The organism is Streptosporangium sandarakinum, assembly GCF_050942225.1.
Lineage (GTDB): Bacteria > Actinomycetota > Actinomycetes > Streptosporangiales > Streptosporangiaceae > Streptosporangium > Streptosporangium nondiastaticum.
Window position 1 is genome coordinate 8080810 of record NZ_CP192034.1, and the last position, 16994, is coordinate 8097803.

Genomic DNA, 16994 nt, shown 5'->3' on the forward strand with positions numbered 1-16994 from the left:
GTCTCCCCCAGCGGCTCTGAGGGGACATGACCAAAGAGTTACTGATGTATTACCTGCCGTCTCGCTTCCCGCCCCGTTGTCCGGCGGTCGGCTTCCGACTCTGCGTCCGGCCCCGCGTCCGGCTCTGGGTCCGGCCCCGGGTCCCGCCCTGTGTCTGACCCCGCGTCCGGCCCTGTGTCCGGACCCGGGCCCGACTCTGTGTCCGGCCCGGGTCCGGATCACCGCTCCGGCTGGTTCCGGACCGCCTCGGCGTTACTTCCGACCGAGCCGGAAGCGACGGGTGGCCGCGAGCAGGGTGGCGGAGAGAGCGGCCATGGCACCGACCAGAAGGGCGGCCAGGGCGCCGGAGTTCATGCCGGCCACACCCGCGGGCCGGGCGGCGCTCATCAGGCCGAGGTCGCCGGCGGGCAGCGCACGGCCGACCGGGGCGGAGGTGACCGCGCCCGGAGCGCCGACCTGGCGGCCCGGGTGCTGCGCGACCCCGCGACCCGCGTTCAGGCCGGACTCGCGACCCGCGCTCTGACCGGATCCGCGGCCCGAGCGCTGGGCGGCCCCGCGGGTGCCCGGCAGGACGGGGATCTCGGGCAGTAGCGCGGTACGGCCCGCCCGGGCGGCGGTGGGCATCGCGGAGGCCCCGGAGCGCCCCGGCCCGCCGGCGTGGGAGCCGCCCAGGCAGCCGGCAGCGGCGTCACCGAGGACGGCGACCGCGTTGCCGCAGATGTTGACCGGAGCGGTGATCGGCGCGACCACCTGGTTGCCGCCCAGCACGGACCCGCGCCCGGAGGTCACGTTGCCCCCCGCACCCCCGGCGCCGCTGCCCCCGCCGGAACCGTGGACGGACGCACCACCCCGGCACCCCGCGGCCGCCCGGCCGACGACCGCGACGGAGTTGCCGCACACGTTGACCGGAGCGGTGATCGGCGCGACCACCTGGTTACCACCCACCACACTGTGGTCACCGTTCGTACGGTTGCCACCCGCCCCACCGCCACCGCCGCCCTCGACGGAGGCACCGCCCTGGCATCCGGCGAAGGCCCGGCCGATGACGGCGATCGCGTTGCCGCAGATGTTGACCGGAGCGGTGATCGGGGCGACCACCTGGTTGCCGCCCAGCACGGACCCGCGCCCGGAGGTCACGTTGCCCCCCGCACCCCCGGCGCCGCGCCCCCCGCCGGAGCCGGGAACGGACACCCCGCCCGGACAACCGGCCGCGGCGTTGCCGACAGCGTTGCCGCAGGTCTCGACCGGTGCGGTGATCGGCGCGACCACCTGGTTACCGCCGCCGACGCTGAACCGGCCGTCGGTGTCGTTTCCGGTGGAACCCGGACGCGGACCGGAACCGCCGTCCGGCTGCCCGGGACGGCCGGGGCCACCAGGCTGACCGGGACCGCCGGGCTGACCCGGGCCACCCGGCTGACCGGGGTGACCGGGACGACCTGGGTGACCGGGACCGCCGGGGCGGCCGTGCCCGTCCGGCTGCCCGGGACGGCCGTGGCCGCCCGGCTTACCGGGCTGACCGTGCCCGCCCGGGTAACCAGGCTTGCCCGGACCGCCGGGGTGACCAGGACCACCCGGGTGACCAGGACCGCCGGGCTGGCCCGGACCGCCCGGGTGACCGGGACCGCCGGGACGGACGGGTCCGTCGTCACCGACCTTGGCTCCGCCGGCGCAGCCGGAGAAGGCCCGGCCGATGACGGCGACCGCGTTGCCGCAAATGTTGATCGGAGCGGTGATCGGCGCGACCACCTGGTTGCCGCCCAGCACGGACCCGCGCCCGGAGGTCACGTTGCCCCCCGCACCCCCGGCGCCGCTGCCCCCGCCGGAACCGTGGACGGACGCACCACCCCGGCACCCCGCGGCCGCCCGGCCGACGACCGCGACGGAGTTGCCGCACACGTTGACCGGAGCGGTGATCGGCGCGACCACCTGGTTACCACCCACCACACTGTGGTCACCGTTCGTACGGTTGCCACCCGCCCCACCGCCACCGCCCCGCGAGACCGACGCGCCGCCCCGGCAGCCGGCCTCGGAGCGGCCGAACAGGGAGAGCGCGTTGCCGCAGGCGTCGATGGGCGCGGTGATCGGGGCGTTGACCTGGTTGCCGCCCAGGACGCTGCCCCTGCCGGAGGTCTCGCCGGGGACGCCGCCGGTGGCGCCGGCGGAGGCGCCGCCCGTGGAGCCCGCCCGGGACTTCCCGGCGACCGCGGCGGCGTTGCCGCTGATGTCGATCGGCAGGGTGATCGGGAGGTTGACCTGGTTGCCACCGCCGACCGAATGGTCACCGGAGGTGTCCGCGAAAGCCGTACCGCTGCCGAGTGTCATGACACCCAGCGCGAGCAGTGCCGCGGGGGTCGAGCCCTTAACCCACGTACGCATGTTTGATGCTCCTTGCGGTTGTTCGGGGGGAATACCTGACGTCTCGTGGCGGGCATGCGAGGCCGCGCGAGAACCTGACGGGAACGCGTGCAGCGGAAAGCCCCGACGGCCGTCACGAGGAACTGGAGATCACCGGTCGTCCGGCGGACGGAGCGACTCCCCGGAGAGGGGAGGCCATGACGCGCTCCGCGGCCGGTGAGCGTGTCCGGTGGGGAAACCCGGGCACGCGGGACACGGCGTCAGTCAGGAGAGAAGGAGGGGTCGTCCGCCGCTGTGCGGACGACAGGGGGGAGCACGCACGCCAGCGGGGCGCGCCGCGCCATGGGCCGCGGGTCGTAGACGAACCTCGCGACATCCCCCACGCCCGGCCCGGAGGGGCCGGAACCACCGTTGCCCTGGGGCAGGAACCCATCGGTGCCGGAGCCGTGGTCAACGGCGGCGGGGGCCGGGGACACCGGCCCGGACTGGCTGGTGAGCCCGTCCACGCCTCGCCCGGCCATCGCTTCGGCGTCGCCCGACGCCGAAGGCGTGCCGCTCTCCGCGGGGAAGACACCGGCCCTGACGGCCGGTCCGGAAGCGGCGGAGACGGGGGCACGCGAACCGGCCGGTCCGGCCGCCGCGGTGGTGTCCGCGGCGGCCGGAGCGGCGCCGAGAAGCCCGAAGACGACCGCGAGCAGCCATCCGGCGGCCAGCAGGCCGCCGATGGAGAGCGCTCGCCTGACGATCAGCCGGGAGCCGGCCGCGAACCGCGCCATCCGGTCATCCCGCGCGAAGACCGCGCCGTCGGCGGAGACGGCCGCGGGCACGCGCCGGACGGCGGGCGAGAACGCCCCCCACCGCCCATACGGCACGCGTGCCACGCAGCCTCCTCGAAGCTCTGGTGGACCTGCTTTTCGCATGGTCCGCCCCCATCAACGGAAAGCCACGTTAGCACTACACCGAGTCACCGTAATGCTTTTCCGAGGATCGGTTCAGCAGGCGTCCAGGAAACGGTCAAGAACCCGTACGCCGAACTGCAGGGAGTCGACCGGCACCCGCTCGTCCACGCCGTGGAACATCCCGGAGAAGTCCAGGTCGGCGGGAAGCCGCAGCGGCGCGAAGCCGAACCCGCGCATGCCCAGCATGCTGAACGCCTTCAGGTCCGTGCCGCCGGACAGCGTGTACGGCACGGCCAGCGCCCCCGGGTCCTCCGCGGCCAGCGCGTCGGCCATCGCGCGCACCAGCGGCCCGTCGAACCCGGTCTCCAGGGCGATGTCGTGGTAGACGAACTCCCTGGTCACGTTGGGGCCGAGCAGCTCGTCGATCGTCTTGAAGAACTCGTCCTCGTAGCCCGGCAGGAATCGCCCGTCCACGTGCGCGGTCGCGGTCTGCGGGATGACGTTGGCCTTGTAGCCGCCCTGCAGCATGGTCGGGTTGGCGGTGTTGCGCAGCACCGCGCCGATCATCCGCGCCAGCGGGCCGAGCTTGGCCACGGTCGCCTCGGCGTCGTCCAGGTCGAGCTCCACCCCCAGCGCCCGGGAGGTCTCGACGAGGAAGGTCTCGACCGTGGGCGTGAGCCGTACCGGCCACTCGTAGCGGCCGATCCGGCCGACGGCCTCGGCGAGCTCGGTGATCGCGTTCTCGGCGCTGAGCATCGAGCCGTGACCGGCTCGGCCGCGGGCGGTCAGCCGCATCCAGGCGATGCCCTTCTCCGCCGCCTCGATGAGGTACAGCCTGCGGTCGTCGTCGAGGGAGACGCTGAACCCGCCGACCTCGCCGATCGCCTCGGTGCAGCCCTCGAACAGTTCGGGGTGCTCTTCGGACAGCCACTGCGCGCCGTACGCGCCGCCGGCCTCCTCGTCGGCGGTGAACGCCAGCACCACGTCCCGCGGCGGGCGGCGGCCCTCGCTGAGCCGCTGCCGGACGACCGCGAGGATCATCGCGTCCATGTTCTTCATGTCGACCGCGCCGCGTCCCCAGACGCAGCCGTCGGCGATCTCCCCGCTGAGCGGGTGGTAGGTCCAGTCCTCGGCGTGGAAGGGGACGACGTCGAGATGCCCGTGCAGGAGGAGCGCGCCACGGGAGGAGTCCTCTCCCTCGATGCGGGCAATCACGCTCGCCCGGCGGTCGTCCGACTCCAGGATCCGGGGCTCCAGCCCGACCTCGGCCAGTTTCCCGGCGACGTACTCGGCGGCGGCCCGCTCGCCGGGGCCGGTGTTGTCCCCCGTGTTGGTCGAGTCGATCCGGATCAGGTCACGACACAGCTCGGCGACCTCGTCCTCGCCATTGAGCACGGTCATGTCGACTCCTTACGCTTGGTACGGCTTGCTCTCCCATCCTGCCGCCGCCGGGGCCGCGGGGCATCACCGGGAGGGCCGCCGGGCAACCGATATGACGCACGCCCAAGAGTTTGCTAACCTAAATCCGCCGACGAGCGATGACGGTCTCTCGTGCAGGCACCACGTCCGGGTGGCGGAATAGGCAGACGCGCTAGCTTGAGGTGCTAGTGCCCTTTGCGGGGCATGGGGGTTCAAGTCCCCCCTCGGACACATTCGATAGCTCAGGAGTCCTGGTCGCCGGAAGAGCGGCCAGGACTTCGTGCTTTCCCGGGTCGTGAACCGGTCGAGGACCCGGCATGCCGCAGGTCGTGACCTTCCCGGCGAGGCCCGCCGCCCGGATCGACGAGGTCCGCCGCCCGGAGCGTTTCCGACGGCGTCCGGCGGGGGCGGACGCACCGGGAGGGGCGGTCCCGCCGGCTCGCCGTCCGGTCACATCTTGAGCCGGAAGGGCAGCAGGGCGACGACCACGTCGAGGTGCTCCCGCAGCACGAGGGCCATGAAGAGACCGCGCTGGTTGTGCAGTATCCGGTAGCGGAAATGCCTCGGCTCGATGAGGGGGATGAGGACGATCACCCGCCTGCCCGTTTCGTCCGCCGCGCGGACGTACTCCAGAACGGGATGCACCACCGTGCGGTGGGGGTTCACGATGGTCTCGAGCCGGACGCCCGGGTCCCACCTCGCCCACTGCCCGCGTATGCGGTCCGCGCCCGCGGAGTCGGAGCACACCGTGACGGCGACGACCTCTCCGCCGAGCGCCAGGCCCGCGCTCAGGGCCCGCTCCGTCATGGCGGTGACGGCGCCGACCGGGATGATGACCAGTTTCTCCCGGCCGGCCGTCTCGGCGGGTCCGGCGGGTTTGGCCGGTATCCGGTGTGTCCCCAGTTCGGCGCCGACCTCGGTGTAGTAACGCTGGATCCGGCTGAACAGCAGCATGAGCAGGGGGACGACGATGACGACCACCCAGGCGCCCTCCCTGAATTTGGAGACGAGCAGCACCAGGGCGGCGACGCAGGTGAGCAGAGCGCCGATGCCGTTGAGCAGCACGTTGCCGGGCCAGCGGGGCGGACGCAGGCTCCACCAGTGCTTGACCATGCCGACCTGGCTGATGGTGAAGCCGATGAACACCCCGATGGCGAACATCGGGATGAGTTTGTGGGTCAGTCCGCCCACCGCGATCAGCAGCACGGCGGCCAGGACCCCCACGACCGCGACGCCGTAGCGATAGACGGGGCGTTCGGTCCGCAGCGCGAACAGGTGCGGCAGGCGGTCGTCACGGGCCAGCAGGCTCAGCAGGACCGGCAGGCCGCCGAAGCTGGTGTTCGCGGCCAGGGCGAGGCCGAGCGTGACCACGATGTTGGTCATGTAGTACGCCCAGCCTGTGCCGTAGGAGCCGGCCGTGAGCTGGGAGAGGATGGTGACCCCCTCCCGGGGCAGCACGTGGTCCCGGTGGATGAGCACCGCCAGTCCGAGCAGCATCGAGCCGAGCAGCAGTCCGAGGGTCAGCTCGGCCCGCCGTGCCCGCACGGTCCTGGGCTCGCGGAACATGGGAACGCCGTTGGCGATGGCCTCGACGCCGGTCAGTGAGGAGCAGCCGGAGGAGAACGCCTTCAGGATCAGCAGCGCTCCCAGCGTCTCGGTCACGGGAACGACCATGGGCTCTCCCACCACCGCCACCGGCCGGGAGCGGGCCAGCCCCAGTATCACGACGCCGGCGATGCACACCACGAACAGGATGGTCGGCGCCATCAGCACCCGCGCGCTGTCGGAGATCCCGTACAGGTTGAGGACCGTCAGCAGTGCCAGCCCCGTCAGGCAGGTCTCCGTGAGGTACGGGGCCAGAACGGGGAAGGCCGAGGCCAGGCTGGCGGCCCCGGCCGCGAGGCTGACCGCCACGGTGAGCACGTAGTCGACGATGAGCGCCGCGGCGGCCAGCATGCTCACCCGTTCGCCCAGGTTCTCCTTGGCCACCCCGTAGGAGCCGCCGCCCTGGGGATGCGCGGCGATCACCTGGCGGTAGGAGAGCACGAGCACCATGAGCAGTCCCACGATGACCAAAGTGATCGGCAGCGTGCCGCCCACCGCGAACGCGCCGGCGCCCGCCAGGACGAGTGCGATCTCCTCGGGTCCGTAGGCGACCGAGCTGAGCGCGTCCAGCGACAGCGCGGCCAGTCCCTCCAGGCTGGTCAGATGCTGCCTGTCCCCTTCGCCGTGGCGCAGTTGGAGCCTGCGGTGGGCGGCCGAGGCCCTGGAGCCCAGGCGTTTCCACCGCGGGAGTGAGGGCATGTCACGAGGCCTTCACGACGCCCCGGAGCCCGTCCTCCGGCCGGCCGTTCTCCTGATCGTGGGACCGGCGGCGGAGGAGGGCCGGGAAGGGCTTCCGTTTCCCGCCGGCACGGGCGTTCTTGGCTTTTCACTGGTTGACATTTTCCCACTTACGTCTCGACGTCCGTCCGGATTTCCCGAATTCGCCGGCGACCTCAGTCGTGGTTAATACCCGCATATCTGGTCAATGCAATGAATAAAATGATTGACCAGAGCGTGACCCCTTGCGGTTTTTGCTGGCCCGGGGGCCCGGGAATCATCGCCGCAGCGCGTGGGATCCCCGCGTCCTGTCACACCGTCGGAGTCCAAGGGGTTGGCGTCTTTGTCCTCGGCACCCGCACCACCGGATCCGGAGGAGCAGACGACCCACCCGGAGAGACCGCGGGGCCTCGACTTTCTGCGCACCGTTCCGAAGGGTGTCGCACAGGTCGATTTCCAGTCGAGTCTCTGGACCGGCCTGGTGTTCCTTCTCGCGTTGTTCGTGGGGGGCTGGCGGTTCGGTGTCTTCGGACTGCTGGGGACGGTGGTCGCCACGCTCACCGCCTATCTGCTCGGCGTCTCCTGGCCGGACCGGGTCTGGCCGGGCCTGGAGGGTTTCTGCGGCACGCTGATCGGTGTCAGCCTGGTGCTCTATCTGGACGTCCGGTGGATGACGGTCGCGCTCGTCATCGTCGGCGCGATCGCCGGAAGCGTGCTCACCTCGGCGCTGAACGTGCTCCTCACGCCGTACCGCCTGCCGACCCTCACCGCGCCCTTCTGCGCGATCACCTCGGTGATGGTGATCGGGGGGCCGTCCTTCCACCGGATCTGGGCGGGCCACGCGGGCGCGGCCCCGCCGTCCGCCACCGCTCCCGGCACCGCGATGAGCTGGACCTACTTCTGGCAGGGCACGTTCAACGGCGTCGGCCAGGTGTTCTTCCAGAACAAGTGGTACGTCGGCGTGATCTTCCTGGCCGGACTGTTCGTCAGCGGATGGATGACCGGACTGGTGGCGTTCGTGTCCAGCCTGATCGGCCTGCTCACCGGCTGGGCGCTGGGCGCGCAGGCCGCGGACCTGGGAGCGGGACTGTACGGCTACAACTCCACGCTGACCGGGCTCGCGCTGTTCGGCACCTTCATCGCGGTCACCCCGGCGAGCGCCGCCTACGCCGTGATCGGCACCGTGTCGGCGGCGGGGCTGACGGCCGCTGTCGGCAATCTGTTCGAGGTGGTCGGAGGTCACACTCTCACCTGGCCGTTCGTGCTTGTGACCTGGGTGTTCCTCGTCGCCGTCCCGATGCTCAACAAGATCAAGCGCGCCGGATGACCGTCGACGGCCGCGGGCGCGGAAAGGACCACCAATGAACCTCACACCGCGGGAAATGGACAAGCTGGTCATTTTCACCGTCGCGCAGATGGCACGGCAACGCCGGGATCGGGGCCTGAAGCTCAACTACGCCGAGGCGGTGGCGCTGATCAGCTCGGCGATCGTGGAGGCGGCCCGGGACGGCAAGACCGTCGCGGAGTGCATGGAGCTGGGCAAGCAGATCGTCGGGCCCGACGACGTCCTGCCCGGTGTGCGCGGCATGCTGAAGCTGATCCAGGTGGAGGCGGTCTTCGACGACGGCACCAAACTGGTCTCCTGCCACGACCCGGTGGGCGGGAAGTGAGGCCGGACCGTCGCAGGGTCCTGCTGGTCGGCGGGCACGAGAGCCGGGACGGCCGGTGCCTGCCCGGCCCGGTGGAACCGGGCGGTCCCGAGGTGCGCGCCGTGGGGCGCGACCTGCACGCCGCGCTCGTCGGCCGCGACCGGATCGTGGCGGTGCCGATGACGCTCGGGCGGGACCCGGAGCTGTCGGCCGTCGCCGCGCAGGCCCTGAGGTGGGCGGCTCGTGAGCGTGCGCCGGGGGACCTGCTGCTGGCCGGGCCGCTGGGCACGACCGGGCATCTGGTCGGCTGGATCAGGGGTGCGGTGACCCGGGCGCTGCGCGACGGGCCGCCGCGGCAGGCGGTGCTGCTGGTGGCGCCCGCGGCCGGGCCCGAGCCGGACGCGGAACTGTTCAGGGTGGCGCGGCTGGTGCGGCAGTACACCTCCGTGCGCTGGGTGGAGGTCGCGCTGATCGGCGGTGACCCGGACGTGGACGAGGGCGTGGAGCGCTGCCTGCGGCTGGGGGCCGACGGCGTCGTGCTGGTGCCCGCCTCGTTCGTTCCGGTGGCCCCGCGGCCCGGCGTCCGGACCGCGGGCCCGCTCCTGGGGCCCGCCTCGCTCGCCACGCTGGTCCGCGAGCGGGTGGCCGAGGCGGAACACCGGTGGGACCGGTACGGCGACGACGGGCTGGCGACCGTCCGCCACGGCCACGAACACGGCCACAGCCACGAGCACGAGCACGGCGGTGAACACGGGCACGGTCACGGCCACCGCGACGAGCACGACCACACAGATCGTCACCGGAACCCGTCCGTGCCGGTGACGGCGAACCTGAAGGGGGCGGCATCCCATGTCGGATGACGTTTACATGTACGGCGAAGGGCAGATCGAGCTGAACGTCGGCCAGCCCAGGGTGACCGTCACGGTCCACAACACCGGCGACCGCGCCGTCCAGGTCGGTTCCCACTTCCACTTCTTCGAGGTCAACCGGGCGCTGAGCTTCGACCGCGACCAGGCGTTCGGCAAACGCCTGGACATTCCCGCCGGGACCGCCGTCCGGTTCGAGCCCGGGGACACCAAGCAGGTGACCCTGGTCGAGTACGGCGGCGGTCAGCGGCTGGTGGGCTTCGGCGGACTCCTCAACGGCAGCATCCGCTCCGGCGAGGCGCACCGCAGGGCGCTGAAGAGGATGCGTGAACGCGGCTACCACGACGAGCCCGGCACATCCGAGGCGTCCGGCGCGTCCGGGGAGAAGCCGGCCAAAAAGCCGAAATCCACGAGCTCCGGGAAGAAGGGCTGAACCGCCATGGCCACGATGAGCCGCAAGCAGTACGCGACGATGTACGGGCCGACGGTGGGCGACAGGTTCCATCTCGGGGACACCAACCTCATCGCCGAGGTGGAGAAGGACTACACCGAGGGGCACTACGGGGACGAGACCCAGTACGGCGGCGGCAAGACCGCCCGGGACGGGATGTCGGCCGACCCGGCCTCGGACAGTTCGGTCGCCCTGGACCTGGTGATCACCAACGCGGTGATCATGGACCCGGTGCTGGGCATCGTCAAGGGCGACATCGGCGTCAAGGACGGGAAGATCGCCGGCATCGGCAAGTCCGGCAACCCGCACACCCAGAACGGGGTCGACCGGCGTCTGATCGTCAGCGCGAGCACCGAGGTGATCTCCGGCGAGAACCTCATCGCCACGCCCGGAGGGATCGACACGCACGTCCACTTCCTCACCCCCCAGCAGGCCCAGCATGCGCTGAGCAACGGGATCACCACGCTGGTCGGCGGCGGCACCGGCCCGGCGGACGGTTCCCGCGGCTGCACCACCACGCCCGGCCCGTGGAACATCTCCCGCATCCTCCAGGCCTACGAGGCCGTCCCCATCAACATCGCGGTGTACGGCAAGGGGAACAGCAGCCTGCCGGCCCCGCTGGAGGAGCAGATCCGGGCCGGGGCCTGCGGCCTGAAGGTGCACGAGGACTGGGGCACCACCCCCGCCGTCATCGACTGCGCGCTGTCGGTCGCCGACGAGCTCGACATCCAGATCAACATCCACACCGACACGCTGAACGAGGCGGGCTACGTCGAGGACACCATCAGCGCGATCAACGGCCGCACGATCCACACCTACCACTCCGAAGGCGCCGGCGGCGGGCACGCCCCCGACATCCTGCGGGTCACCGGCGAGCCCAACGTGCTCCCGGCCTCCACGAACCCGACGCTGCCGTACACCGCCGACTCGGTGGACGAACTGCTGGACATGACGATGGTCTGCCACCACCTCAGCTACGACGTGCCCGAGGACGTGGCGTTCGCCGAGAGCCGGGTGCGCGCCGAGACCATCGCGGCCGAGACCGTGCTGCACGACCTGGGCATCATCAGCATCATCGGGTCGGACTCGCAGGCGATGGGCCGGGTGGGCGAGACGTTCACCCGGGCCTTCCAGGTGGCCCACCACAACAAGGACAAGCGGGGGACGCTGCCGGAGGACTCCGCCCGCAACGACAACTTCCGGGTGCTGCGCTACCTGGCCAAGGTGACCATCAACCCGGCCCGCGCCTCCGGGATGGCGGACACGATCGGCTCGCTGGAGGACGGGAAGCTCGCCGACATCGTGCTGTGGCCGATCCACTCCTTCGGGGCCAAGCCCGCCATGATCGTCAAGGGCGGCCTGATCAGCTGGGCCCAGATGGGCGACCCGAACGCGTCCCTGCCGACACCGCAGCCGGTCTACTACCGCCCCACGTACGGGGCCTTCGGCAGGGCGCTGTCGAGCACCTGCGTCACTTTCATGTCCGGCGCCGGGATCGAGGCGGGCGTGCCGGAGAGGCTCGGCCTGCAGCGGCTGATCCGGCCCGTACGGCAGTGCCGGACCGTCGACAAGCGCCACATGATTCGCAATTCCACGCTCGCCCGGATCGAGGTCGATCCCGAGACCTACCGGGTGACCGTCGACGGGGAGCCCGCGCACATCGAGCCGGCCAAGAAGCTGCCGCTGAACCGGCTGTACTTCCTGGCATGAGCACACCTCCCGGCACCGGCGACCTGGACCCGCTGCTGGCCCAGTTCCAGCTCACCGACTCCGGTTTCCCCAGCGGGATGTACACGTTGTCGCACGGGCTGGAGGGGTACGTCCAGCTCCGGATCACCGGTCCGGAGAACCTGCGTGAGCTGCTGACCGACCTGCTGTACAACGCGGTGGGCCCGGCGGACGCGGCGGCCCTGGTGCTGGCGCACCGCGCCGTCGGCGAGGGGGACTGGGAGCGGCTGGTCCAGGTCGACCGGCGGCTGCACGCGATCAAGCTCAACCGCGAGCAGCGGGCCGCCTCGGCGCGGACCGGCCGGCAGGTCCTCGACACGGCGGTCTTCGCCTTCCCGGTGCCGGAGGCCGCCCGGCTGGCGGAGCTGGTGGCGGAGAAGGCCACACCGGGCAATCACGCGGTCGTGGTCGGCGCGCTCTACGCGGGGCTCGGAGTGCCGGTGGCGCACGCGGTAGCCGCCGACCTGTACGCCTTCGCCGCGAGCTGGACGGCGGCGGCGGTGCGGCTGGGCCGTACCGACTTCCGCCGCGCGCAGGGGCTGTTGCGCGAGGTCCGCCCGGATCTCGCGCGGGTCGCGCGGACGGCGCTCGCCGCCGGGGATCCGCGGGATCTGCACGGCTCGGTGCCCCTCGCCGACGTCGTCTCGGCCGCGCACGAGCGGGCGGAGGCCCGCCTGTTCGCCACCTGATCCGTTCGTACGGGAGAGGAACGAGATGGAGCTGGAGAAGGTCTTCAAGGTAGGGATCGGCGGCCCCGTCGGATCCGGCAAGACGGCGCTGATCGAGGCGCTGGTCCCCCACCTGCAGGCCCGGGGGCACCGCATCGGCGTGATCACCAATGACATCTACACCCAGGAGGACGCCGAGCACGTCCGCCGTACGCTGGCCGGGACGCTCGACCCCGAGCGGATCGTGGGTGTCGAGACGGGGGCCTGCCCGCACACCGCGGTCCGGGACGACCCGACCATGAACCTGGCGGCGGCGGCCGAGATGCTCGACCGCTTCCCCGACCTCGACATGCTGCTGTTCGAGAGCGGCGGCGACAACCTGACGCTCACCTTCAGCCCGGTGCTGGCCGACGTGTACATCTTCGTCCTGGACACCGCCGAGGGCGAGAAGATGCCGCGCAAGCGCGGTCCGGGCACCACGGACTCCGACCTGCTGGTCATCAACAAGATCGACATAGCTCAGTACGTCCGCACCGACCTGAAGGTCATGGAACGGGACGCGCGGGCGGTGCGCGGCGACGGCCCGGTCGCGCTGACCGACTGCCTCACCGGCACCGGGGTCCCCCAGGTCGTCGACTTCATCGAGGCGCGGGCGGGAGCGGCGTGCAGCTCGCCGGCGTAGGGACGGTGGACGGCTCACGGAGGACCGGCGACCGCCTCTCACCGGAGTGGTACCTCCCCGGCTGGGTGCCCGAACCGGTGCGGCGGCACGCCGGCACCCCGGACATGCTGCCGGTCGGCAGCCCAGGCAAGGTCGGGATCCTCGACCTCGCGTTCGAGCGGATCGGTGACCGGACGGAGCTGACCGGCCACTACCAGAAGGCGCCGCTGCACATCACCCGGCCGCTCTACCGTGACCCCGAGGTCCCGGGCCTGCCGTACGTCATGATCATGTCGTCCGGAGGCGGGGTCCTCCAAGGGGACCGCTACCGCGTCGACGTCTCCTGCGGGCCGGGAGCGGCCGTGCACCTGACCACCCAGGGCGCCACCCGGCTCTACCGGATGGAGCAGGACTACGCCACGCAGCTCGTCCGCCTCGCCGTGGGGCCCGGCGGTCACCTGGAATACCTGCCGGACAGGACGATCCCGTTCGGCGGCACGCGGTACTACCAGCGGATCGACGTCACCGCCCACCCCGACTCCACCGTCGTGCTGGGCGAGACGTTGCTGGCCGGCCGGCTCGCCCGGGGGGAACGGCACGCGTACACGGCGTACTGCGGCGACGTCGAGGTACGCGACACCGCGGGGCGGCTGCTGTTCGCCGACCCGCTCCGCCTGGTGCCGGGGGAACGGGCGGTGACGGGACCGGCGGTGATGGACCGGTACGGGGTCCTGGCGTCCCTGTACGTCGTCACCGGGGTGCGACCCGCGCGGGTCCTGGCCGACGCGATGCACGAGGTGCTCACCCGCACCGGTTCGCGGGCCGGGGCCGGCGTCCTGCCGGGCGAGCGGGGCGCCTGGGCCCGTGTCCTCGGGGAGCGATCGCCCGAGGTGGAGGCCGCCTTCGGGCAGGCCCTGGACGCCGTCCGCGGGCTGCTGCCGGGAGCGTCGGCGCCCGCCCCGCGCGGACGCTGACACCGGCCCGGCGCTCTCGATGGCGAGAAGACCTGGAGGAGAAGGTCATGGAGTCCCCGGGAAGGGCGGAGGGGCATCTGCTCCACCGCGAAAGAGCCGAGGCGTCCGTCCCTGGACCGGCGCAAGGAGGGGCCGCCCCGCCATCCGGGGGTCCGGCCCGGCGCGCTCCTCGACATCGCCGTCGGAGGAGCACTCGGGGCCCTGCTGCGTCATCTGATCACCGAGGCGATGCCCGGGGGGCAGGGAGGCTTCCCCTGGGGGACCCTCCTGGTGAACCTCCTCGGCTGCCTGTTCATGGGGACGCTGACGACGTACCTGCTCAAGGGCCGGCCGCATGCTTTCACCCGCCCGCTGCTGGTGACCGGCTACCTGGGCGGTTTCACCACGTTCTCCCATCTCATCGACGGGATGCACGCCCTCGGCCGCGCCGGGAGCTGGGACCTGAGCGTCACCTACGCGGTGGTCAGCGTGGTGGGCGGCTGGATCGCGATCGTGGCGGGGCTCCTGCTCGGGGGGCTGGTGCCACATCGCACAGACGGGTCCGAAGGCGGCGCGTCGTCATGATCCTCCTGCTGGTGCTCATCGGAGGGGCGTTCGGCGCCGTGCTGCGTTACGTCCTCGACGCGGCGGTCAAGAGGCGGTTCGGCAAGGCGTTCCCGTGGGGGACCCTGACGGTCAACCTCCTGGGCGCGGGGGTTCTGGGGGCGCTGCACGGAGCGGGCGTGGGGATCGGGGCGGAGGCCCTGGCCGGCACGGGTTTCTGCGGCGCGCTGACGACGTTCAGCACCTTCGAGCTGGAGGCCGTCCACCTCTTCCAGGACGGGAAGTACGCCGGGGCCGTGACGAACGTGATCGTCTCCATGGTGCTCGGCTTCGTCGTCCTCACGCTCCTGTACGTCTTGTTCCGGGCGGTGTGACGGCCGCCGAGCCGGGTGCTGTGACGGCCGCCGGGCCGGCACGCTCCGTCGGGCTCCGGCGGGCTCCGGCGGGCTCCGCCTCACCCGCCGCCGTGTTCTGCACAGGGCCGCCGGAGAGGAGGGTCCGCGCCGATCCGCGGAAGGCGTCCTCAGCGCCAGTGCTCCGCGCCGGGACGCCTGGCGGCGACGTACGCGATCAGGGTGCATCCGGTGAGGATGAGGACCGCCGTCCACAGCGGGGCCGCCGGGAAGAGCAACCGCCGCAGCGTGCCCGAGACCAGGGCGCCGGCCAGCAGCGCGCAGATCGAGACGAGTCTCCGGCCCTGCCTGGCGGGCACGACGGACTCGGCGAACAGCGAGGTGAGCGTTGTCGTGACGACCGTGGTGTTCAGGTCGGACACCCTGATCCCACGTACGACCGCGTACTCCCAGCCCAGGGAGAAGGCGAGCATCATGATGACCGGCCATCGCGTCCGGGGATCGGTGAACCCGTACCGGGAGGCCAGGATCGAGGCGCCGCAGACCAGCACCGTCTGGACCGCGGTGCCGGCGGCCAGCAGCAGGCCGCGGTGCCGGTGCCCGGGCCACGACAGGATGGTTCTGCCGCCGCCGGCCGCTCCCGCCGCGAAGGACATGAGCGACAGCGCGGAGGGCAGCGGCGTGCCGTGACCGGCCAGACCGAGGCCGAGGCCGAGGATGATGACGTTCCCCGTCATGGCGGCGACGAAGATCTGGCCGAGGTCCAGGAAGCTCACCGCGTCGATCATCCCGGTCGTGAAGGCGAGCGCGACGAGCACGTACGGCAGGGGCCCGTCGGCCCGGCCGCCGCCCCGCGTGTCGTCGCCGGTCACGGCCCCGCGCCGACCGGTCTCATCCGATCCGCAGCTCGGTGTCGAGGCCCGCGGTCTCCTCGCGGGGGCTCGGGCGGAAGGTGAACAGGGCTTCCACGGCCTTGCCGATGAGGTAGGTGAGCACGAAGGTGTAGCAGCCGACGGCGAGGACGGCGACCACCTGTTTGCCCAGCAGGGAGACCGAGCCGCCGTAGAAGACACCGGCGACGGGCTTGGCGTACTTGCCGGTGGCGAAGAGCCCGAGGAGCACCACGCCGACGATGCCGCCGGCCCCGTGGATGCCGACGACGTCCAGGGTGTCGTCGTATCCGACGGTCGTCTTGACCTCCACGGCGTAGGTGCAGACGACGGCGACGACGATGCCGATGATCGTCGCGCCGAAGAGGTTGACGTACCCGCAGGCCGGGGTGATGGCCACCAGGCCGGCGAGCGCGCCGGTCGTGCCGCCCAGCCTGGAGAACCGCCCGAACCGGACCCGTTCGAACAGCATCCAGACCAGCATCGCGACGCAGCCGCACATCATGGTGTTGACCACCGCGTTCGCCGCCAGGGCTCCGTCCGTCAGGGCCGATCCGCCGTTGAACCCGAACCAGCCGAACCACAGCAGCCCCATGCCCGCCATGACCAGCGGGATGTTCTTCGGCTCCGGGGGCCCCTCCCGGCGGAAGGACAGGCTCGGCCCGAGCACCAGCGCCAGCGCCAGGCCCGCGATCCCGGAGTTGAGCTCGACGACGAGGCCGCCGGCGAAGTCCAGCACCCCCCACCTGTTGAGCCAGCCGTCCCTGGAGAACACCCAGTGGGCGACCGGCAGGTAGACCAGGGTCACCCAGACCGCGCCGAAGACCATCCAGGGTCCGAGCCTGACGCGGTTGGCGACCGAACCGCTGACCAGCGCGAGCGTGATGATGGCGAAGACGAGCTGGAAGAGCGAGAAGACGTACATCGGGATGACGCCCCGCAGGACCGACGGGGTGGTCCTGAAGAACTCCCACTCGCCCCAGCCGATCAGGCCGAGCCCTCCCACGTCCTCGCCGAACGCCAGGCCGAACCCGTAGGCGAACCAGATGACGGTCACCACCGCGATCGAGACGAAGCTCATGTACAGGACGCTGACGAGGTTCTTCGCCCGGGCCATTCCGCCGTAGAAGAGGGCGAGGCCCGGTGTCATGAGCAGCACCATGGCGAAGCTGACGAGCACCCATGCGGAATCGCCGGTATTCAGCCCATATTTCAT

Annotated in this window: 16 protein-coding genes and 1 tRNA gene; 11 read left to right on the top strand and 6 right to left on the bottom strand. The window is 71.6% G+C overall.

Going from position 1 to position 16994, the window contains the following annotated elements; all coding sequences use genetic code 11:
- Nucleotides 1-252: 252 nt before the first annotated feature.
- The 3 genes from ACQP10_RS37085 to ACQP10_RS37095 form a co-directional block, all read right to left on the bottom strand.
- Nucleotides 253-2376, bottom strand: coding sequence for a chaplin family protein (locus ACQP10_RS37085; RefSeq protein WP_433540590.1), 2124 nt, complete (start codon nucleotides 2374-2376; stop codon nucleotides 253-255).
- A 239-nt stretch (nucleotides 2377-2615) separates the two neighbouring features.
- Entirely contained in the window at nucleotides 2616-3236 is a 621-nt protein-coding gene (locus ACQP10_RS37090) for a hypothetical protein (RefSeq protein WP_346018396.1), read from the bottom strand.
- 111 nt (nucleotides 3237-3347) lie between these two features.
- Nucleotides 3348-4655: a M20/M25/M40 family metallo-hydrolase gene (locus ACQP10_RS37095; protein WP_346018395.1), complete on the bottom strand. Its 1308-nt coding sequence runs from the start codon at nucleotides 4653-4655 to the stop codon at nucleotides 3348-3350.
- A gap of 163 nt (nucleotides 4656-4818) precedes the next feature.
- Between ACQP10_RS37095 and ACQP10_RS37100 the strand changes: the two genes are divergently transcribed.
- Nucleotides 4819-4904: transfer RNA gene (locus ACQP10_RS37100), tRNA-Leu, on the top strand.
- 219 nt (nucleotides 4905-5123) lie between these two features.
- Here the strand turns inward: ACQP10_RS37100 and ACQP10_RS37105 are convergent.
- The gene (locus tag ACQP10_RS37105; protein WP_433540591.1) at nucleotides 5124-6977 is read right to left on the bottom strand and encodes an APC family permease; all 1854 of its coding nucleotides are present in this window, start codon (nucleotides 6975-6977) and stop codon (nucleotides 5124-5126) included.
- 310 nt (nucleotides 6978-7287) lie between these two features.
- Here ACQP10_RS37105 and ACQP10_RS37110 point away from each other — a divergent pair, with 310 nt between their 5' ends.
- From ACQP10_RS37110 to crcB, 10 genes are all read left to right on the top strand, one after another.
- Nucleotides 7288-8322 (top strand): urea transporter, encoded by a 1035-nt coding sequence (locus ACQP10_RS37110; RefSeq protein WP_399498586.1) that lies wholly within the window; start codon nucleotides 7288-7290, stop codon nucleotides 8320-8322.
- Between the two features lie 34 nt (nucleotides 8323-8356).
- Entirely contained in the window at nucleotides 8357-8665 is a 309-nt protein-coding gene (locus tag ACQP10_RS37115; RefSeq protein ID WP_346018392.1) for an urease subunit gamma, read from the top strand.
- On the top strand, nucleotides 8662-9504 hold the full coding sequence (locus ACQP10_RS37120) for a sirohydrochlorin chelatase (RefSeq protein WP_433540592.1): 843 nt from the start codon (nucleotides 8662-8664) through the stop codon (nucleotides 9502-9504). Before ACQP10_RS37115 ends, ACQP10_RS37120 begins: the two co-directional genes overlap by 4 nt.
- A complete protein-coding gene (gene ureB, locus ACQP10_RS37125; RefSeq protein WP_428837507.1) occupies nucleotides 9494-9943 on the top strand; it encodes an urease subunit beta in 450 nt (149 codons plus the stop codon). The genes ACQP10_RS37120 and ureB overlap by 11 nt, the downstream gene beginning before the upstream one ends.
- Nucleotides 9944-9949: 6 nt before the next feature.
- A complete protein-coding gene (ureC, locus tag ACQP10_RS37130) occupies nucleotides 9950-11671 on the top strand; it encodes an urease subunit alpha (protein ID WP_346018390.1) in 1722 nt (573 codons plus the stop codon).
- The gene (locus tag ACQP10_RS37135; protein WP_433540593.1) at nucleotides 11668-12378 is read left to right on the top strand and encodes an urease accessory protein UreF; all 711 of its coding nucleotides are present in this window, start codon (nucleotides 11668-11670) and stop codon (nucleotides 12376-12378) included. The genes ureC and ACQP10_RS37135 overlap by 4 nt, the downstream gene beginning before the upstream one ends.
- Nucleotides 12379-12403: 25 nt before the next feature.
- Nucleotides 12404-13039 carry an urease accessory protein UreG gene (ureG, locus tag ACQP10_RS37140; RefSeq protein ID WP_179821875.1) on the top strand — a complete coding sequence of 212 codons (636 nt, stop codon included), beginning with the start codon at nucleotides 12404-12406 and terminating at the stop codon, nucleotides 13037-13039.
- A complete protein-coding gene (locus ACQP10_RS37145) occupies nucleotides 13021-13992 on the top strand; it encodes an urease accessory protein UreD (protein ID WP_433540594.1) in 972 nt (323 codons plus the stop codon). Before ureG ends, ACQP10_RS37145 begins: the two co-directional genes overlap by 19 nt.
- Before the next feature lie 174 nt (nucleotides 13993-14166).
- Complete coding sequence (locus tag ACQP10_RS37150) at nucleotides 14167-14556, top strand: CrcB family protein (RefSeq protein ID WP_399499127.1); 390 nt, start codon at nucleotides 14167-14169, stop codon at nucleotides 14554-14556.
- Nucleotides 14553-14909 carry a fluoride efflux transporter CrcB gene (crcB, locus tag ACQP10_RS37155; RefSeq protein WP_433540595.1) on the top strand — a complete coding sequence of 119 codons (357 nt, stop codon included), beginning with the start codon at nucleotides 14553-14555 and terminating at the stop codon, nucleotides 14907-14909. Before ACQP10_RS37150 ends, crcB begins: the two co-directional genes overlap by 4 nt.
- Before the next feature lie 149 nt (nucleotides 14910-15058).
- Here crcB and ACQP10_RS37160 read toward each other — a convergent pair whose 3' ends face one another.
- Nucleotides 15059-15760, bottom strand: a complete 702-nt coding sequence (locus tag ACQP10_RS37160) for a YoaK family protein (protein WP_346018385.1) — start codon at nucleotides 15758-15760, stop codon at nucleotides 15059-15061.
- 19 nt (nucleotides 15761-15779) lie between these two features.
- Nucleotides 15780-16994 carry an ammonium transporter gene (locus ACQP10_RS37165; RefSeq protein ID WP_346018384.1) on the bottom strand — a complete coding sequence of 405 codons (1215 nt, stop codon included), beginning with the start codon at nucleotides 16992-16994 and terminating at the stop codon, nucleotides 15780-15782.